Origin of the sequence: Bacillus sp. 41-22, from assembly GCF_025809295.1 — a bacterium.
GTDB classification, from domain to species: Bacteria; Bacillota; Bacilli; order Bacillales; family Bacillaceae_G; genus Bacillus_A; species Bacillus_A mycoides.
In genome coordinates, this window is sequence record NZ_CP084035.1 from 132269 (window position 1) to 148126 (window position 15858).

Consider the following 15858-nt stretch of genomic DNA (forward strand, 5'->3'; position numbering starts at 1 on the left):
TTCTTAAGAAAGGAGGTCACTTCATTGAATCGCCTTAAAGAGAAGTTCCAAAAGGAAATTACTCCTGCTCTAATGAGCAAGTTTAACTATAAATCTGTGATGGAAGTACCGAAAATCGAAAAGATCGTAATCAACACTGGTGTTGGTGACGCGGTATCTAACTCAAAAGCTTTAGACAATGCAGTAGAAGAATTAACGCAAATCGCAGGTCAAAAACCTGTTGTAACTCGCGCTAAAAAATCAATCGCTGGTTTCCGTCTTCGTGAAGGTATGCCAATCGGTGCGAAAGTAACTTTACGCGGACAACAAATGTATGAGTTCTTCGACAAATTAGTATCAGTTTCTTTACCACGTGTACGTGATTTCCGTGGTGTTTCTAAGAAATCATTCGATGGTCGTGGGAACTACACATTAGGTGTTAAAGAGCAACTAATTTTCCCTGAGATTGATTATGATAAAGTAAGTAAAGTCCGCGGTATGGACATCGTAATCGTTACTACAGCGAAAACTGATGAAGAAGCTCGTGAACTTTTAACACAATTCGGTATGCCATTCCAAAAATAATGGAAGCCAACGCTAAGTAGAGGAGGCGAAAACGTGGCTAAAAAATCTATGATCGCGAAACAAAAGCGTACTCCTAAGTTTAAAGTACAAGAGTATACACGTTGCGAACGCTGCGGTCGTCCGCATTCTGTATACCGCAAATTTAAGCTTTGCCGTATTTGTTTCCGTGAACTTGCATATAAAGGTCAAATTCCTGGTGTTAAAAAAGCTAGTTGGTAAAACCCACAAATGGGAAGGAGGTAAAACACATGGTGATGACAGATCCAATTGCAGACATGCTTACTCGCATCCGTAATGCGAACATGGTACGTCATGAGAAATTAGAGGTTCCTGCTTCTAAAATCAAAAAAGAGATCGCTGAACTTTTAAAACGTGAAGGTTTCATTCGTGATGTAGAATACATTGGGGATAACAAACAAGGTATCCTTCGTATTTTCCTGAAATATGGTGCAAACAATGAACGTGTAATCACTGGATTAAAACGTATCAGTAAACCTGGCTTACGCGTTTACGCAAAAGCTGATGAAGTACCACGTGTACTTAACGGATTAGGTATCGCTCTTGTTTCTACATCTAAGGGAGTAATGACAGACAAAGACGCTCGTCAATTACAAACTGGTGGAGAAGTAGTAGCATACGTTTGGTAATATATATTTAAAACGAACGGAGGTGTGACCACATGTCTCGTATTGGTAAAAAGATTCTTGAAATCCCTGCAGGTGTTACTATTACAGTTGCAGAAGACAATACTGTAACAGTAAAAGGCCCTAAAGGTGAATTAACTCGTACTTTCAAAACTGATATGTCTATCAAAATTGAAGAAAATACACTAACAGTTGAGCGTCCATCTGAACAGAAGGAACACCGTGCATTACACGGTACAACTCGTGCTTTAATCGGAAACATGGTTGAAGGTGTAACTACAGGTTTCGTACGCGGACTTGAATTAGTCGGTGTTGGTTACCGTGCTCAAAAACAAGGAGATAAACTTGTTTTAAGCGTAGGTTATTCTCATCCAGTAGAAATGACTCCAGAAGCAGGACTTGAAGTTGAAGTACCTGTACCAACTAAAATCGTAATTAAAGGTATCGACAAGCAACGTGTTGGCGAATTTGCTGCTAACATCCGCGCTGTACGTGCTCCTGAACCATATAAAGGTAAAGGTATTCGTTACGAAGGCGAAGTTGTTCGTCGTAAAGAAGGTAAAACTGCTAAGTAAACCCGTTAGGTGAAAGAAAGGAGTGACAAGAATGATCACTAAAGCTGCTAAAAATGCGACTCGTAAGAAAAGACATGCACGTGTACGTGCTAAACTTACTGGTACTGCAGAACGTCCACGTTTAAACGTGTACCGTTCTAACCAACATATTTACGCTCAAGTTATTGATGATGTAAATGGTGTAACATTAGTAAGTGCATCTACTCTTGATAAAGACCTTGCTCTTAACGGTACTAGCAATACTGAAGCTGCTACGAAAGTTGGAGAATCAGTTGCTAAGCGTGCTGTAGAGAAAGGCGTTAAAGAAGTAGTATTTGATCGCGGTGGTTACTTATACCATGGCCGTGTTAAAGCTCTAGCTGAAGCTGCTCGTGAGGCTGGATTACAATTTTAATGGTCAAAGGAGGGAAAATTGATGCAACGCATTGACCCAAGTAAATTAGAACTTGAAGAACGTGTAGTTACGATAAATCGTGTCGCGAAAGTTGTTAAGGGTGGTCGTCGTTTCCGCTTTGCTGCACTAGTTGTAGTTGGCGATAAAAACGGTCATGTTGGATTCGGTACTGGTAAAGCACAAGAGGTACCAGACGCAATCCGTAAAGCTATCGAAGACGCTAAGAAAAACCTAATCGCTGTACCATTAGTTGGTACAACAATTCCTCACACAATCAACGGTCATTTTGGAGCTGGTGAAGTATTCTTAAAACCTGCTGCTGAGGGTACTGGTGTTATTGCTGGTGGACCTGTTCGTGCGGTACTAGAATTAGCTGGTGTACAAGATATTCTTTCGAAATCTCTTGGTTCTAACACACCAATCAACATGATTCGCGCTACTGTGAACGGATTAAGCGAACTTAAGCGCGCTGAAGATGTTGCAAAATTACGCGGTAAATCTGTAGAAGAGCTACTAGGTTAAGGAGGGAAAACAAATGGCGAAAAAGTTAGAAATTACCCTCACTCGTAGTGTAATTGGTCGTCCACAAGATCAACGTGCGACGGTAGAAGCTTTAGGTCTTAAAAAGTTGAATTCAACTGTAGTTAAGGAAGAAACTCCTGCTATTCTTGGTATGATCAACAAAGTTTCTCACCTTATCTCTGTAAAAGAAGCTTAAGGATAACTCATTAATATAAGGAGGTGCCTGGGAATGAAACTTCATGAATTAAAACCTGCAGAAGGTTCTCGTAAAGTACGTAACCGTGTCGGTCGTGGTATCGGTTCTGGTAACGGTAAAACTGCTGGTAGAGGTCATAAAGGACAAAACGCACGTTCTGGCGGCGGTGTTCGTCTTGGCTTCGAAGGTGGTCAAACTCCACTATTCCGTCGTTTACCAAAACGCGGCTTCACAAACATTAACCGTAAAGAGTTTACTATTGTAAACTTATCAACGTTAAATCGTTTTGAAGATGGTACAGAAGTAACACCTGAATTATTGCTGGAAACTGGCGTTATCAGCAAATTAAACGACGGTGTTAAAATTCTTGCAAGCGGAGCAGTAGAGAAAAAATTAACTGTTAAAGCGCACAAGTTCTCTTCAAGTGCTAAAGAAGCAATTGAAGCAGCTGGCGGATCAGTTGAGGTGATCTAATGTTTCGTACAATCTCCAACTTTATGCGCGTTGCTGAGATAAGACGTAAAATATTATTCACTTTAGCGATGTTAGTCGTATTCAGGATTGGCACGTTTATCCCAGTGCCATTTACAAATGGAGACGTACTGAAAGCACAAGATCAATTAAATGCCTTAGGTATCCTAAATACATTTGGCGGTGGCGCCTTGAAAAACTTCTCCATCTTCGCGATGGGAATCATGCCGTATATTACAGCATCCATCATCGTGCAATTATTGCAGATGGATGTTGTTCCTAAATTTTCGGAATGGTCGAAGCAAGGCGAAATGGGCCGTCGTAAACTAACGCAATTCACGCGTTACTTTACAATTGTTCTTGCGTTTATTCAGGGGTTTGGTATGTCAATCGGTTTTAACGGTATGGTAGGTGGGCAATTAATTTTGAATCCAGGTTGGAGCACTTATTTATACATTGCTACGGTACTGACTGCTGGTACTGCATTTTTAATGTGGTTAGGTGAACAGATTACAGCTAAAGGTGTAGGTAATGGTATTTCCATTCTTATCTTTGGCGGTATTGCCGCAGCGATCCCAAGTGTTATATCTCAAGTGTATCAACAACAGTTTCAAAATATCGGAGATCAATTGTTCATGAGTATCGTTAAAGTTGCATTGATTTTACTAGCTGTGCTAGCGGTTATTGTTGGTGTTATTTTCATTCAACAGGCTGTTAGAAAGATCCCAATTCAATACGCGAAGCGTGTAACAGGAGGGAATGGGAATCATGCTGGAGCACAAAACACTCATTTACCACTTAAGGTAAATAGTGCGGGTGTTATTCCAGTCATTTTTGCTGTTTCATTCTTAATTACGCCTCCAACTATTGCACAGTTCTTCCCGAAACATGATGTGTCGCAGTGGATTATTGCAAACTTTAACTATTCTCACCCAGTGGGAATGATCATATATGTTGCGCTCATTGTAGCCTTCACATATTTCTATGCATTTGTTCAGGTTAATCCAGAGCAAATGTCAGAGAATCTAAACAAGCAAGGTGGATATGTTCCAGGTATTCGTCCGGGTAAGAATACAGAACAATATCTAACAAAAATCTTGTATCGTTTGACCTTTGTGGGATCAATTTTCCTAGCAGCGATTGCAATCTTACCAGTTATCTTTACGAAATTGGGAAATCTTCCTCCATCTGCACAGATTGGTGGAACGAGTATGTTAATCGTTGTCGGCGTTGCTTTAGAAACAATGAAGCAGCTAGAAAGCCAATTGGTAAAACGCCATTACAAAGGGTTTATCAAGCAGTGAGTAAGTGGGAAGAACTGTCTTCCCTACATGCTCATGTACTGAGGGGGAACAAGGATGAACTTGATTTTAATGGGGCTTCCTGGTGCTGGTAAAGGTACACAAGCCGAACAGATTATTGCCAAGTATAACATCCCTCACATCTCAACAGGAGATATGTTCCGTGCAGCTATGAAGGCTGAAACTGAACTTGGTTTACAAGCAAAATCTTTTATTGATAAAGGTGCGCTTGTTCCAGATGAAGTTACAATTGGAATTGTTCGTGAACGTTTAAGCCAAGAAGACTGTATTAAAGGCTTCTTATTAGATGGTTTCCCACGAACTGTTGCACAAGCATCAGCTCTTGAAGAGATTATGAAAGATCTTGGCAAAAAAATCGACTATGTTTTAAACATTAATGTGGATTCAGGGTTGTTATTAACACGCCTTACAGGCCGTCGCATTTGTAAAGAATGCGGTGCGACTTACCACTTAGAATTCAATCCGCCAGCAAAAGCTGATGTGTGCGATAAATGTGGTGGCGAATTATATCAACGCTCTGATGACAATGAAGAAACTGTAGCAAATCGTTTAGATGTAAATATTAAGCAAACAAAACCTTTGCTTGATTTCTACGAGGAGCTTGGCTACTTACAAAGCATTAATGGTGAGCAAGATATCAATAAAGTATTTGCTGATATCGATGTTCTCATCGGAGACTTAGCGTAATGATCATCTGCAAAACTCCTCGCGAGATAGAAATCATGCGAGAAGCTGGCAGGATCGTTGCTTTAACTCATCAAGAGTTGAAACAACATATTACTCCAGGAATTACAACGAAAGAGCTCGATCAAATAGCGGAAAAGACGATTCGAAAATATGGTGCTACGCCATCTTTTAAAGGATACAACGGATTTCCGGGGAGCATTTGTGCTTCTGTAAATGAAGAGCTTGTACACGGGATTCCAGGGAAGCGTAAGCTCGAAGAGGGCGATATCATCAGTATCGATATTGGTGCGAAATACAATGGGTACCATGGTGATTCTGCATGGACGTATCCAGTTGGAAACATTTCTGAATCTGTTCAAAAGCTACTTGATGTCACAGAAAAATCGTTGTATCTTGGTCTAGAACAAGTAAAACCAGGCGAAAGATTATCAAATATCTCGCATGCGGTTCAAACACATGCTGAAGAGAATGGGTTCTCGATCGTTAGGGAGTATGTTGGTCACGGAATCGGGCAAGACTTACATGAGGACCCTCAAATCCCGCACTATGGTCCACCAAATAGAGGCCCTAGATTAAAGCCGGGAATGGTCATCTGTGTTGAGCCGATGGTGAATCAAGGAAGACGATATGTAAAAACACTATCTGATGACTGGACAGTGGTAACGGTAGATGGTAAATGGTGTGCCCATTTTGAGCACACGATTGCTCTTACAGAAGCAGGATACGAAATCCTTACCACTTTATAAGTAGCTGGCTCTCCGGGATTTCAGAGCAGTGTAAAATGTTACTGATTTGAAGAAGGGAGAACTATTGAATGGCTAAAGATGATGTAATTGAAGTCGAAGGTACCGTTCTTGAAACGTTGCCAAATGCTATGTTCAAAGTAGAATTAGAGAATGGGCATGTCGTATTGGCTCACGTTTCTGGTAAAATCCGTATGAATTTCATTCGTATTTTACCAGGAGACAAAGTTACGGTAGAATTATCTCCGTACGATTTAAATCGTGGTCGTATTACGTACCGTTTTAAATAATATAGCACTCCGTAATCTTTAAGGAGGTTCGAGACATGAAAGTAAGACCGTCAGTTAAACCAATCTGCGAAAAATGTAAAGTTATTCGTAGACGTGGAAAAGTAATGGTTATTTGTGAAAACCCTAAACATAAACAAAAACAAGGTTAATCAGAAGGAGGTGCATTCAAAATGGCACGTATCGCAGGTGTAGATATTCCTCGTGACAAGCGCGTTGTTATTTCTTTAACTTACGTATTCGGCATTGGTCGCACAACTGCTGAAAAAATTCTTACAGAAGCTGGTATTTCTTCGGAAACACGAGTTCGTGATTTATCGGAAGATGAATTAGGACGTATCCGTGATATCATCGATCGTATTAAAGTTGAGGGAGACCTTCGTCGTGAAGTATCTCTTAACATTAAACGTCTAATGGAGATCGGTTCTTACCGTGGTCTTCGTCACCGTCGTGGTTTACCAGTTCGTGGTCAAAACTCTAAAAACAATGCTCGTACACGTAAAGGTCCACGTCGTACAGTAGCAAATAAAAAGAAATAATAAGTAAAGGAGGTTGAACTAACAATGGCACGTAAAACAAACACTCGTAAAAAACGTGTGAAAAAGAATATTGAAGCTGGTATAGCTCATATTCGTTCTACTTTCAACAACACAATCGTAACACTTACAGATACTCATGGTAACGCACTTTCTTGGTCTAGTGCTGGTGCACTTGGTTTCCGTGGATCTCGTAAATCTACTCCATTCGCTGCGCAAATGGCTGCTGAAGCTGCTTCTAAAGTTGCAATGGAGCATGGTTTAAAAACTTTAGAGGTTACTGTTAAAGGTCCTGGTGCTGGTCGTGAAGCTGCAATTCGTGCTCTTCAAGCGGCAGGTCTAGAAGTAACAGCAATTAGAGATGTTACTCCAGTTCCTCATAATGGATGTCGTCCACCAAAACGTCGTCGTGTGTAATTTTTCTGTATAGAATTTTCCCTTTTGTCTATAATGGATATGATGCATTATCGAGAAATTTCGTACAGAAACATCGCTTGTTGTGCACAATCGGGAACTGCCTAAGGGGGACTTTCGGTTAAACAGAGGTTCTTCCTTTGTTTAACCGGGGTTTCGACGTTTTGAAGGAGGGTTTAGTTAATGATTGAAATCGAAAAACCGAAAATCGAAACGGTTGAACTTAACGAAGATGCTAAGTATGGCAAATTCGTGATTGAACCGCTTGAGCGTGGATATGGTACTACTTTGGGTAACTCCTTACGTCGTATTCTTTTATCCTCACTCCCTGGTGCCGCTGTAACTGCTATCCAAATCGATGGCGTTTTACACGAATTTTCAACAGTTGAGGGCGTAGTAGAAGACGTTACGACGATGATCTTAAACTTGAAAAAGTTAGCTCTTAAAATCTACTCTGAAGAAGAGAAGACGTTGGAAATCGATGTACAGGGCGAAGGTATTGTCACAGCTGCTGATATTACTCACGATAGTGATGTTGAAATCTTAAATCCAGATTTACACATTGCGACGTTAGCAAAAAATGCGCATTTCCGCATGCGTTTAACTGCAAAGCGTGGCCGTGGGTATACGCCAGCTGATGCAAATAAAAGCGAAGATCAACCAATAGGAGTAATTCCTATTGATTCTATTTATACTCCAGTATCACGTGTGACTTACCAAGTGGAAAAGACACGTGTCGGACAAGTGGCTAATTATGATAAGCTTACGCTTGATGTATGGACGGATGGAAGCATCGGGCCAAAAGAAGCTATCTCTTTAGGTGCCAAAATCTTAACTGAGCATTTAAATATCTTTGTTGGTTTAACTGACGAAGCACAAAATGCTGAGATTATGGTCGAGAAGGAAGAAGATCAAAAAGAAAAAGTTCTTGAGATGACTATCGAAGAACTAGATCTTTCTGTTCGTTCTTATAATTGCCTAAAACGTGCAGGAATTAATACTGTACAAGAGCTTGCGAACAAAACAGAAGAAGATATGATGAAAGTTCGTAACTTAGGACGTAAATCCTTAGAAGAAGTTAAACATAAACTTGAGGAATTAGGTTTAGGTTTACGTAAAGACGACTGAGGATTTAAACCCATCAACAAAGGAGGGAACTACGAATGGCATACAGAAAATTAGGCCGTACAAGTGCGCAACGTAAAGCTATGTTACGTGATTTAGCTACTGATTTAATTATCAACGAGCGCATCCAAACGACAGAAACTCGTGCAAAAGAACTTCGTTCTGTAGTGGAAAAAATGATCACTTTAGGTAAACGCGGAGATCTTCATGCTCGTCGTCAAGCAGCAGCTTTCATCCGTAATGAGGTTGCTAACGCTGAGACTGGTCAAGATGCACTTCAAAAATTATTCGCTGATGTAGCTCCACGCTATGCTGAGCGCCAAGGCGGATACACTCGTATTGCAAAAATTGGTCCACGTCGCGGAGACGCAGCACCAATGGTAATTATCGAGTTAGTATAATGATGATTAAAAGGGCAGGACAGTTCTTTTCAAGTAACTGGTCATGGCCCTTTTTTTTTAAGTATAAAAATAGGCTAACTTGACGAAAGAAAGGGTGCCTTGTATTGAAAAAAGAGAAACTTCGGACAGAAAATATATCATTTCAATATCCTGGGGCAGCCTCTTATGCATTAAAAGATGTTTCGTTTTCCTTATATGAAGGAGAATGGGTATCTGTTATTGGACAAAATGGTTCAGGGAAGTCTACACTTGCAAAATTATTGAATGGCTTATTTTTACCGGAATCAGGGAAAATTACTTTAAATGATACAATGATTTTATCAGAGGAAACAGTATGGGATGTTCGAAAGCAAATTGGCATGGTATTTCAAAATCCAGATAATCAATTTGTTGGAACGACAGTACAAGATGACGTTGTATTCGGCCTAGAGAACATCGGAATGCCAAGGGAGCAGATGATAGAAAGACTAGAACAAGCTCTGCAACTTGTCCGTATGGAAGATTTTTTAAATGAAGAACCCCATTCGTTATCTGGTGGACAAAAGCAGCGAGTCGCAATAGCAGGTGTTCTAGCACTTCAACCATCTATTTTAATACTAGATGAAGCAACTTCAATGTTAGACCCTCAGGGGAGACGTGAAGTAGTAGAAACGGTCAGACAACTTGTTGATCAAAAGGGTATTACGGTATTATCGATTACGCACGATTTAGAAGAAGCGGCACAGTCAGACCGTATTATTATTTTGAACAAGGGAGAAATATTAGAGGAAGGTACTCCAGAGCAAATTTTCAAATCCTCTCATATGCTCCAAGAGATTGGATTAGATGTACCTTTTTCGGTGAAAATAGCAGAATTATTAAAAAGAAATGAAATTCACTTGCAAAATACGCATCTTACAATGGAAAGCTTGGTGAACGAACTTTGGAGATTACATTCCAAAAAGTAGAACATCGTTATCAATATAAAACTCCATTTGAAAGACGCGCACTTTATGATGTAGACGTGTCGTTTCCAAGTGGGGGCTATTATGCCATTATCGGTCATACTGGTTCAGGTAAGTCGACGATGATTCAACATTTAAATGGTTTATTGCAGCCGACAAATGGTACGGTTCAAATTGGTGAACATTTAATTTCAGCAGGGAAGAAAGAGAAAAAGCTTAAGCCGCTACGAAAAAAAGTAGGGGTTGTCTTTCAGTTTCCAGAACATCAACTATTTGAAGAAACAGTTGAAAAGGACATTTGTTTTGGACCGACTAATTTTGGTGTATCTGAAGAAGAGGCAAAACAAAAGGCGAAAGATGCAATCCAGCTTGTTGGATTGGACATAGAGTTATTAGCACGTTCTCCGTTTGAATTAAGCGGTGGGCAAATGAGGCGTGTTGCAATAGCAGGCGTACTTGCGATGGAACCCGAAGTGCTTGTATTAGATGAACCTACAGCAGGGCTTGATCCAAAAGGACAGCACGAGCTCATGGAGATGTTTTACAATTTGCATAAGGAACAGGGGCTTACAGTCATTCTTGTTACCCATAATATGGAGGATGCCGCTAAGTATGCAGATCAAATAGTGGTCATGCATAAAGGAACGGTCTTTTTGCAAGGAAGAGCAGAGGAAGTATTTTCATATGCTGATGAATTAGAACAAATCGGTGTGGATCTTCCAATGTCTTTAAAGTATAAACGTGCAATTGAAGAGAAGTTTGGTATTTCAATTTCGAAGGCTACCTTATCTTTAGAGGATCTTACTCATGAAGTTGTACAGGTGTTACGAAAAGGTGGTCATGAATCATGCAGCAGTTGATTATTGGGAGATATATTCCAGGTCAGTCACTCATTCATCAACTTGATCCTCGTACGAAGCTGTTGATTGTCTTTTTATATGTATTTGTTGTTTTCTTAGCAAATAATGCGATTTCATATGGATTTTTATTTTTATATGCACTCATTGCTTTATTTTTTGCAAAAGTGCCGATTCGTTATGTACTTTCGGGCTTAAAACCAATTCTGTGGATTTTTCTTTTTACATTTTTCCTGCATATTTTTACAAATAAAGAAGGGGAAGTACTATTCCAGCTTGGTTGGTTTTCGATACATGAAAAAGGATTAGAGCAAGGAATATACATTTCTATACGATTCTTCGTTATTATTTTAATGACGACATTATTAACGTTAACGACGACACCTATTGAAATTACAGATGGGTTGGAGACGTTATTAAAGCCGTTCAAGCGTATAAAAGTTCCTGTTCATGAAATCGCATTAATGATGTCAATTTCACTACGTTTTATCCCGACATTAATGGATGAAACGAGTAAAATTATGAAAGCACAAGCGTCACGTGGCATTGATTTCGCCGGGGGACCGATAAAAGATAGGATGAAAGCTATTATCTCACTACTCGTTCCATTATTTATCAGTGCTTTTAAGCGTGCAGAGGACTTAGCGATTGCGATGGAATCTCGTGGATATAAAAGTGGCGAAGGACGTACTAAATTTAGGCAACTACGCTGGAAAATAAGTGATACAGTAACAATTGTAAGCTTACTTTGTTTAGCTTGTATTTTGGCATGGGTGCGGTCGTAATGGAGAATAGAGAAATGGAAAGAATAAAATGTACAGTTGCATATGATGGCATTCATTTTTGTGGTTACCAAATTCAACCACAGCATCGGACTGTTCAACAAGAAATAGAGAAAGCATTGCAGAAGTTGCATAAAGGAGAACTTGTTCGTGTGCAGGCATCAGGCAGAACGGATTCTACCGTTCACGCCAAAGGACAAGTGATACACTTTGATACACCTTTGTCTCTTGAAGAGTGGCAATGGAGTAATGCTTTAAATACAATGTTGCCGGATGATATTATTATCAGGCAGGTAGAGAAGAAAACAGAAGAATTTCATGCACGTTACGGTGTCGAGAAAAAAGAATATCGCTATCGTGTATTATTATCAAAGACTGCGGATGTATTCCGTAGAAATTATGTATATCAATATCCATATCCACTCGAAATAAACTCTATAAGAAAAGCGATTCCTTATTTTATTGGAACGCATGACTTTACTTCTTTTTGTTCGGCAAAAACTGACAAAAAAGATAAAGTACGAACAATTTATGAAATCGAATTAATTGAGCAAGACGATGAATTAATTTTTCGCTTTGTAGGTAATGGATTTTTATATAATATGGTCAGAATTATTGTTGGTACGTTACTTAGCGTAGGTCAAGGAAAGCTTGATCCAGATAGTATTCCAGAGATTTTAGCGAAACAAAATCGCCAGTTTGCTGGAAAGATGGCTCCAGGTCATGGACTTTACTTATGGCAGGTAAACTATAACAACTAATCCTGGTGTAACATTTGCTTGACATTAGAAACTCAAAAGTATATCATAACATATGGTATTGTTTCTAAAACCACGATTAGCCCCGGAAGGAAATCGTGTTTAAGATAAACAATAGATTTTTTCTATGGAAAAGATAACGAGGAGGGAAACACATGCGTACGACTTTTATGGCAAAAGCTAACGAAGTTGAGCGTAAATGGTATGTGGTTGATGCTGAAGGTCAAACTTTAGGTCGCCTATCTACTGAAGTAGCATCCATTTTACGTGGTAAACACAAACCAACATTTACACCACACGTTGACACGGGTGATCATGTAATTATTATTAACGCTGAGAAAATTCATTTAACAGGTAATAAATTAAACGATAAAATTTACTACCGTCACACTAACCACCCAGGTGGACTTAAGCAAAGAACAGCTCTAGAAATGCGTACAAACTACCCTGTACAAATGTTAGAGCTTGCAATTAAAGGCATGCTTCCAAAAGGACGTTTAGGACGTCAAGTTTCTAAGAAATTAAACGTGTATGCTGGAGCAGAGCATCCACACCAAGCACAACAACCAGAAGTTTACGAACTTCGCGGATAATTAATTAAAGGAGGGCTTACTTTGGCACAGGTTCAATACTATGGCACTGGACGTCGTAAGAGTTCAGTAGCGCGCGTACGCCTAGTTCCAGGCGAAGGACGCGTTATTATTAACGGTCGTGATTTTGAAAACTATATCCCATTTGCTGCATTACGTGAAGTAGTGAAACAACCTCTAGTTGCAACAGAAACTTTAGGTAACTACAATGTACTTGTAAACGTAAATGGTGGTGGATACACTGGTCAAGCTGGTGCTATTCGTCACGGTATTTCTCGCGCTTTATTAAAAGCTGATCCAGAATACCGTCTAACATTAAAACGTGCGGGTCTATTAACTCGTGACGCACGTATGAAAGAGCGTAAAAAATACGGTCTTAAAGGCGCACGTCGTGCACCTCAGTTCTCAAAACGTTAATTTTTGCGAACTACAAACCCCAACCATTTTGGTTGGGGTTTTTTTATGTTTAATTCTTCTTTTGTAATTTTTTTAGCTTGGAATATTTTAGTGCTACCGTCCTACGTATGCTTCTTCTTTAGAAGTTTAGACTAATACGTATTAGGGAGGTTTATAAGTACTATGAATGTCATTGTCAGCTTACAAGAAAAACAAAAAGAAAAGCAGTTAAAATACGAGCGGAAGATGCTGCGAGAATTATCATTAAAAACATTGCGTTTAAATATTCGTGATGCCTTTCAGATGCAAGAACTTCATCGTCAGTATGAAGATTATTGCATTGAACTAGGGATAGAATCTTATTTATTAGGAGCGAGATACAGTAAATTTGGTTATCATGGCGAATCATTCTTTGATGTGAAATATAGGGCTTTAGAAGAAGAACAACAATTAACTGAAACGTTATTTCAATTTTTAACGAGTATGACTATACGTGAAATTAAGTTGCAAGACGAGGAATTGCTTTTTGAATCTTGCCAGCAGTTTATCGGCTTGTGGTGGCAGGAAGGCTATGAAAAAGGCGAAAGAAGATATCGATTAAAGCTACACTAAGACAAGCATAAACTTTCCTCTTGTCCCATATAAGTAATTAGAGGGACTAGCTGGAGGAGGAAAGGTATGAAGAGAATTCGAATTATCTCTTTTGCGCTCGCTGCGGTTGTTTTGTTTTTTTTAGTTAAACAAGAATTTCAAATTACAAAATCGTGGCGAGCTTGGAATTTACCCTTATCAGGGAAAGTGATTGTACTAGATGCTGGGCATGGTGGGCCAGACGGAGGGGCTGTTGGTGGAAAGGATATTGTAGAAAAAGACATTACACTTGAGATTACAAAAAAGGTACAAGATTATTTACAAGAACAAGGTGCTTTAGTTATTTTAACGCGTGAAGGAGATTATGATTTAGCTAATAAAGATACAAAGTCATATAGTAGACGTAAAGCAGAGGATTTAAAAAAGCGTGTTGAGATCATTAATAAGCCTGATGTAGACTTTTTTGCGAGTATTCATTTAAATGCCCTAACTAGTAGTGGATCTAAAGGCGCACAAACGTTCTACTATCGTTCTTCGATTGAAAATGAACGGGCTGCGAAATTTATACAAGCTGAATTGAGAACAAGCTTAGAAAATACGAATCGTTCTGCTAAAACAATTCCTCACGTGTATTTATTGAAGTATGCCAAAACACCAGGTGCTTTAATTGAGGCGGGCTTTTTATCGAATGTGAATGAAAGATATATGTTAAATTCGGAGAAATACCAACAAAAAGTAGCTGCTGCAATATATCGTGGTATATTACGTTATTTTACGGAAAAAGGAAATCCTCCAGAATAAGGAGGATTTTTTCGAGTTTCTCTCGTTAACGAAGTTTTCCGAAAATATGTTATACTGGAAATGTAAACGCATTTATTTTAAAAATAAAGAGAGATAAATTTAATTAACAATACGTTATTTTTCATACAGGGGGCTGGGCTAATTATGGTAACAAAAGAGCAGGTAGTGGAAGCATTGGAAGGGATTGTAGATCCGTTTATACATAAAACGTTAAAAGAAACAAATGCAATTAAAGAGGTGACAGTCAAGCCTGAGAAGGAACATGTAAGTGTTAAAATTGCAATTGTAAAGACGGGTACAGCGGAACAAATGCAGTTGCAGTCTGGAATTGTAAAGTTAGTAAAAGAACTTGGAGCAACAACAGTGGGACTTCGTTTTGCAGAATTTACAGAAGAGGAATTAGCTCAGTTTGCACCACCGCAAGAGGAAGAGAAAAGTGAATCCTTATTATCACCGAATTCAAATACAACATTTTTAGCAGTGGCAAGTGGAAAAGGTGGAGTAGGGAAATCAACTGTTTCTGTTAACCTTGCAATTGCTTTAGCTCGTTTAGGCAAAAAGGTTGGTATCATCGACGCGGATATTTACGGTTTTAGTGTACCGGATATGATGGGTATAGAAAAACGTCCAATCGTAAGAGGTGATAAGATAATACCAGTGGAGCGTCTAGGCGTGAAAGTAATCTCAATGGGATTCTTTGTAGAAGATAACGCACCTGTTATTTGGAGAGGACCGATGCTTGGGAAAATGTTAAATCACTTTTTCACAGAAGTAGAGTGGGGTGATTTAGATTACTTAGTATTGGACCTACCACCAGGTACGGGTGATGTTGCTTTAGATGTACATTCGATGTTGCCGGCTTGTAAAGAGATTATTGTAACAACGCCGCATCCAACAGCGGCATTTGTAGCAGCGCGCGCTGGAGCCATGGCTTTACGTACAGAACATAGTATTCTTGGTGTTGTTGAAAATATGGCGTATTTTGAAAGTAAAGCAACTGGTGAAAAAGAGTATGTGTTTGGAAGAGGTGGAGGAGATAAATTGGCTACGGAACTCCAAACGGATATACTTGGCCGAATTCCACTTCAACAACCTGATTGGAATAAAGAGGACTTTGCGCCGTCAGTATATGAAGATACACATACAACGGGTCTCATTTATCGTACGATAGCTGAGACAGTTATTGATAAAACAGCTGTTACACAAAAATAAAGTAGTAATGAGTGGACAATATATACATTGTCCACTCAGTTCTATA

Annotated in this window: 26 protein-coding genes; all 26 read left to right on the forward strand. The window is 39.3% G+C overall.

Annotation, left to right across the window (positions count from 1 at the left end; translation table 11 throughout):
- The first annotated feature begins 24 nt into the window (after positions 1–24).
- The 26 genes from rplE (at position 25) to LCF45_RS00855 (ending at position 15812) form a co-directional block, all read left to right on the forward strand.
- The gene (rplE, locus tag LCF45_RS00730) at positions 25–564 is read left to right on the forward strand and encodes a 50S ribosomal protein L5 (RefSeq protein WP_002091528.1); all 540 of its coding nucleotides are present in this window, start codon (positions 25–27) and stop codon (positions 562–564) included.
- Positions 565–597: 33 nt separating this feature from the next.
- The gene (rpsN, locus tag LCF45_RS00735; protein WP_001085700.1) at positions 598–783 is read left to right on the forward strand and encodes a 30S ribosomal protein S14; all 186 of its coding nucleotides are present in this window, start codon (positions 598–600) and stop codon (positions 781–783) included.
- A gap of 29 nt (positions 784–812) precedes the next feature.
- Positions 813–1211, forward strand: coding sequence for a 30S ribosomal protein S8 (rpsH, locus tag LCF45_RS00740; RefSeq protein WP_002009764.1), 399 nt, complete (start codon positions 813–815; stop codon positions 1209–1211).
- Between the two features lie 32 nt (positions 1212–1243).
- Positions 1244–1783, forward strand: coding sequence for a 50S ribosomal protein L6 (rplF, locus tag LCF45_RS00745; protein WP_002009762.1), 540 nt, complete (start codon positions 1244–1246; stop codon positions 1781–1783).
- Positions 1784–1814: 31 nt separating this feature from the next.
- On the forward strand, positions 1815–2177 hold the full coding sequence (gene rplR / locus LCF45_RS00750) for a 50S ribosomal protein L18 (RefSeq protein ID WP_002009761.1): 363 nt from the start codon (positions 1815–1817) through the stop codon (positions 2175–2177).
- A 21-nt stretch (positions 2178–2198) separates the two neighbouring features.
- Complete coding sequence (gene rpsE, locus LCF45_RS00755) at positions 2199–2699, forward strand: 30S ribosomal protein S5 (protein WP_002009759.1); 501 nt, start codon at positions 2199–2201, stop codon at positions 2697–2699.
- Positions 2700–2712: 13 nt separating this feature from the next.
- Complete coding sequence (gene rpmD, locus LCF45_RS00760) at positions 2713–2895, forward strand: 50S ribosomal protein L30 (protein WP_002009757.1); 183 nt, start codon at positions 2713–2715, stop codon at positions 2893–2895.
- Between the two features lie 33 nt (positions 2896–2928).
- Positions 2929–3369 carry a 50S ribosomal protein L15 gene (gene rplO, locus LCF45_RS00765; RefSeq protein WP_002009754.1) on the forward strand — a complete coding sequence of 147 codons (441 nt, stop codon included), beginning with the start codon at positions 2929–2931 and terminating at the stop codon, positions 3367–3369.
- A complete protein-coding gene (gene secY / locus LCF45_RS00770) occupies positions 3369–4670 on the forward strand; it encodes a preprotein translocase subunit SecY (protein WP_002124688.1) in 1302 nt (433 codons plus the stop codon). Before rplO ends, secY begins: the two co-directional genes overlap by 1 nt.
- A 54-nt stretch (positions 4671–4724) precedes the next feature.
- On the forward strand, positions 4725–5375 hold the full coding sequence (locus tag LCF45_RS00775; protein ID WP_002124689.1) for an adenylate kinase: 651 nt from the start codon (positions 4725–4727) through the stop codon (positions 5373–5375).
- Positions 5375–6121 (forward strand): type I methionyl aminopeptidase, encoded by a 747-nt coding sequence (gene map, locus LCF45_RS00780; protein ID WP_000582542.1) that lies wholly within the window; start codon positions 5375–5377, stop codon positions 6119–6121. Before LCF45_RS00775 ends, map begins: the two co-directional genes overlap by 1 nt.
- A 68-nt stretch (positions 6122–6189) precedes the next feature.
- Positions 6190–6408 carry a translation initiation factor IF-1 gene (gene infA / locus LCF45_RS00785; protein WP_001029884.1) on the forward strand — a complete coding sequence of 73 codons (219 nt, stop codon included), beginning with the start codon at positions 6190–6192 and terminating at the stop codon, positions 6406–6408.
- Between the two features lie 35 nt (positions 6409–6443).
- Positions 6444–6557, forward strand: a complete 114-nt coding sequence (gene rpmJ, locus LCF45_RS00790) for a 50S ribosomal protein L36 (protein WP_000868344.1) — start codon at positions 6444–6446, stop codon at positions 6555–6557.
- Positions 6558–6578: 21 nt separating this feature from the next.
- Positions 6579–6944, forward strand: coding sequence for a 30S ribosomal protein S13 (rpsM, locus tag LCF45_RS00795; RefSeq protein WP_002009746.1), 366 nt, complete (start codon positions 6579–6581; stop codon positions 6942–6944).
- 24 nt (positions 6945–6968) lie between these two features.
- On the forward strand, positions 6969–7358 hold the full coding sequence (gene rpsK / locus LCF45_RS00800) for a 30S ribosomal protein S11 (protein ID WP_002009745.1): 390 nt from the start codon (positions 6969–6971) through the stop codon (positions 7356–7358).
- Positions 7359–7538: 180 nt separating this feature from the next.
- Complete coding sequence (locus LCF45_RS00805; RefSeq protein ID WP_002009743.1) at positions 7539–8483, forward strand: DNA-directed RNA polymerase subunit alpha; 945 nt, start codon at positions 7539–7541, stop codon at positions 8481–8483.
- Positions 8484–8518: 35 nt separating this feature from the next.
- Entirely contained in the window at positions 8519–8881 is a 363-nt protein-coding gene (gene rplQ / locus LCF45_RS00810; RefSeq protein WP_000331490.1) for a 50S ribosomal protein L17, read from the forward strand.
- A 104-nt stretch (positions 8882–8985) separates the two neighbouring features.
- A complete protein-coding gene (locus LCF45_RS00815) occupies positions 8986–9828 on the forward strand; it encodes an energy-coupling factor ABC transporter ATP-binding protein (RefSeq protein WP_002009740.1) in 843 nt (280 codons plus the stop codon).
- Positions 9804–10685, forward strand: coding sequence for an energy-coupling factor ABC transporter ATP-binding protein (locus LCF45_RS00820; protein ID WP_002124690.1), 882 nt, complete (start codon positions 9804–9806; stop codon positions 10683–10685). Before LCF45_RS00815 ends, LCF45_RS00820 begins: the two co-directional genes overlap by 25 nt.
- Positions 10673–11467 (forward strand): energy-coupling factor transporter transmembrane component T family protein, encoded by a 795-nt coding sequence (locus LCF45_RS00825; protein ID WP_002124692.1) that lies wholly within the window; start codon positions 10673–10675, stop codon positions 11465–11467. The genes LCF45_RS00820 and LCF45_RS00825 overlap by 13 nt, the downstream gene beginning before the upstream one ends.
- Before the next feature lie 14 nt (positions 11468–11481).
- Positions 11482–12225: a tRNA pseudouridine(38-40) synthase TruA gene (gene truA / locus LCF45_RS00830; RefSeq protein WP_002124694.1), complete on the forward strand. Its 744-nt coding sequence runs from the start codon at positions 11482–11484 to the stop codon at positions 12223–12225.
- A gap of 152 nt (positions 12226–12377) precedes the next feature.
- The gene (rplM, locus tag LCF45_RS00835; RefSeq protein ID WP_002029337.1) at positions 12378–12815 is read left to right on the forward strand and encodes a 50S ribosomal protein L13; all 438 of its coding nucleotides are present in this window, start codon (positions 12378–12380) and stop codon (positions 12813–12815) included.
- A 21-nt stretch (positions 12816–12836) separates the two neighbouring features.
- Positions 12837–13229: a 30S ribosomal protein S9 gene (gene rpsI / locus LCF45_RS00840; protein ID WP_002009728.1), complete on the forward strand. Its 393-nt coding sequence runs from the start codon at positions 12837–12839 to the stop codon at positions 13227–13229.
- A gap of 162 nt (positions 13230–13391) precedes the next feature.
- Positions 13392–13820 (forward strand): DUF2521 family protein, encoded by a 429-nt coding sequence (locus tag LCF45_RS00845; protein ID WP_002029335.1) that lies wholly within the window; start codon positions 13392–13394, stop codon positions 13818–13820.
- A gap of 66 nt (positions 13821–13886) precedes the next feature.
- Positions 13887–14600 carry an N-acetylmuramoyl-L-alanine amidase CwlD gene (gene cwlD, locus LCF45_RS00850; protein WP_002009721.1) on the forward strand — a complete coding sequence of 238 codons (714 nt, stop codon included), beginning with the start codon at positions 13887–13889 and terminating at the stop codon, positions 14598–14600.
- Between the two features lie 144 nt (positions 14601–14744).
- Positions 14745–15812 (forward strand): Mrp/NBP35 family ATP-binding protein, encoded by a 1068-nt coding sequence (locus LCF45_RS00855; RefSeq protein ID WP_002009718.1) that lies wholly within the window; start codon positions 14745–14747, stop codon positions 15810–15812.
- Positions 15813–15858: the final 46 nt, after the last annotated feature.

Coding starts and splice junctions, on each gene's coding strand:
- rpsH (WP_002009764.1), top strand. CDS start 813: ATGGTGATGACAGATCCAATTGCAGACATGCTTACTCGCATCCGTAAT.
- rplF (WP_002009762.1), top strand. CDS start 1,244: ATGTCTCGTATTGGTAAAAAGATTCTTGAAATCCCTGCAGGTGTTACT.
- rplR (WP_002009761.1), top strand. CDS start 1,815: ATGATCACTAAAGCTGCTAAAAATGCGACTCGTAAGAAAAGACATGCA.
- rpsE (WP_002009759.1), top strand. CDS start 2,199: ATGCAACGCATTGACCCAAGTAAATTAGAACTTGAAGAACGTGTAGTT.
- rpmD (WP_002009757.1), top strand. CDS start 2,713: ATGGCGAAAAAGTTAGAAATTACCCTCACTCGTAGTGTAATTGGTCGT.
- rplO (WP_002009754.1), top strand. CDS start 2,929: ATGAAACTTCATGAATTAAAACCTGCAGAAGGTTCTCGTAAAGTACGT.
- secY (WP_002124688.1), top strand. CDS start 3,369: ATGTTTCGTACAATCTCCAACTTTATGCGCGTTGCTGAGATAAGACGT.
- LCF45_RS00775 (WP_002124689.1), top strand. CDS start 4,725: ATGAACTTGATTTTAATGGGGCTTCCTGGTGCTGGTAAAGGTACACAA.
- map (WP_000582542.1), top strand. CDS start 5,375: ATGATCATCTGCAAAACTCCTCGCGAGATAGAAATCATGCGAGAAGCT.
- infA (WP_001029884.1), top strand. CDS start 6,190: ATGGCTAAAGATGATGTAATTGAAGTCGAAGGTACCGTTCTTGAAACG.
- rpmJ (WP_000868344.1), top strand. CDS start 6,444: ATGAAAGTAAGACCGTCAGTTAAACCAATCTGCGAAAAATGTAAAGTT.
- rpsM (WP_002009746.1), top strand. CDS start 6,579: ATGGCACGTATCGCAGGTGTAGATATTCCTCGTGACAAGCGCGTTGTT.
- rpsK (WP_002009745.1), top strand. CDS start 6,969: ATGGCACGTAAAACAAACACTCGTAAAAAACGTGTGAAAAAGAATATT.
- LCF45_RS00805 (WP_002009743.1), top strand. CDS start 7,539: ATGATTGAAATCGAAAAACCGAAAATCGAAACGGTTGAACTTAACGAA.
- rplQ (WP_000331490.1), top strand. CDS start 8,519: ATGGCATACAGAAAATTAGGCCGTACAAGTGCGCAACGTAAAGCTATG.
- LCF45_RS00825 (WP_002124692.1), top strand. CDS start 10,673: ATGCAGCAGTTGATTATTGGGAGATATATTCCAGGTCAGTCACTCATT.
- truA (WP_002124694.1), top strand. CDS start 11,482: ATGGAAAGAATAAAATGTACAGTTGCATATGATGGCATTCATTTTTGT.
- rplM (WP_002029337.1), top strand. CDS start 12,378: ATGCGTACGACTTTTATGGCAAAAGCTAACGAAGTTGAGCGTAAATGG.
- LCF45_RS00845 (WP_002029335.1), top strand. CDS start 13,392: ATGAATGTCATTGTCAGCTTACAAGAAAAACAAAAAGAAAAGCAGTTA.
- cwlD (WP_002009721.1), top strand. CDS start 13,887: ATGAAGAGAATTCGAATTATCTCTTTTGCGCTCGCTGCGGTTGTTTTG.
- LCF45_RS00855 (WP_002009718.1), top strand. CDS start 14,745: ATGGTAACAAAAGAGCAGGTAGTGGAAGCATTGGAAGGGATTGTAGAT.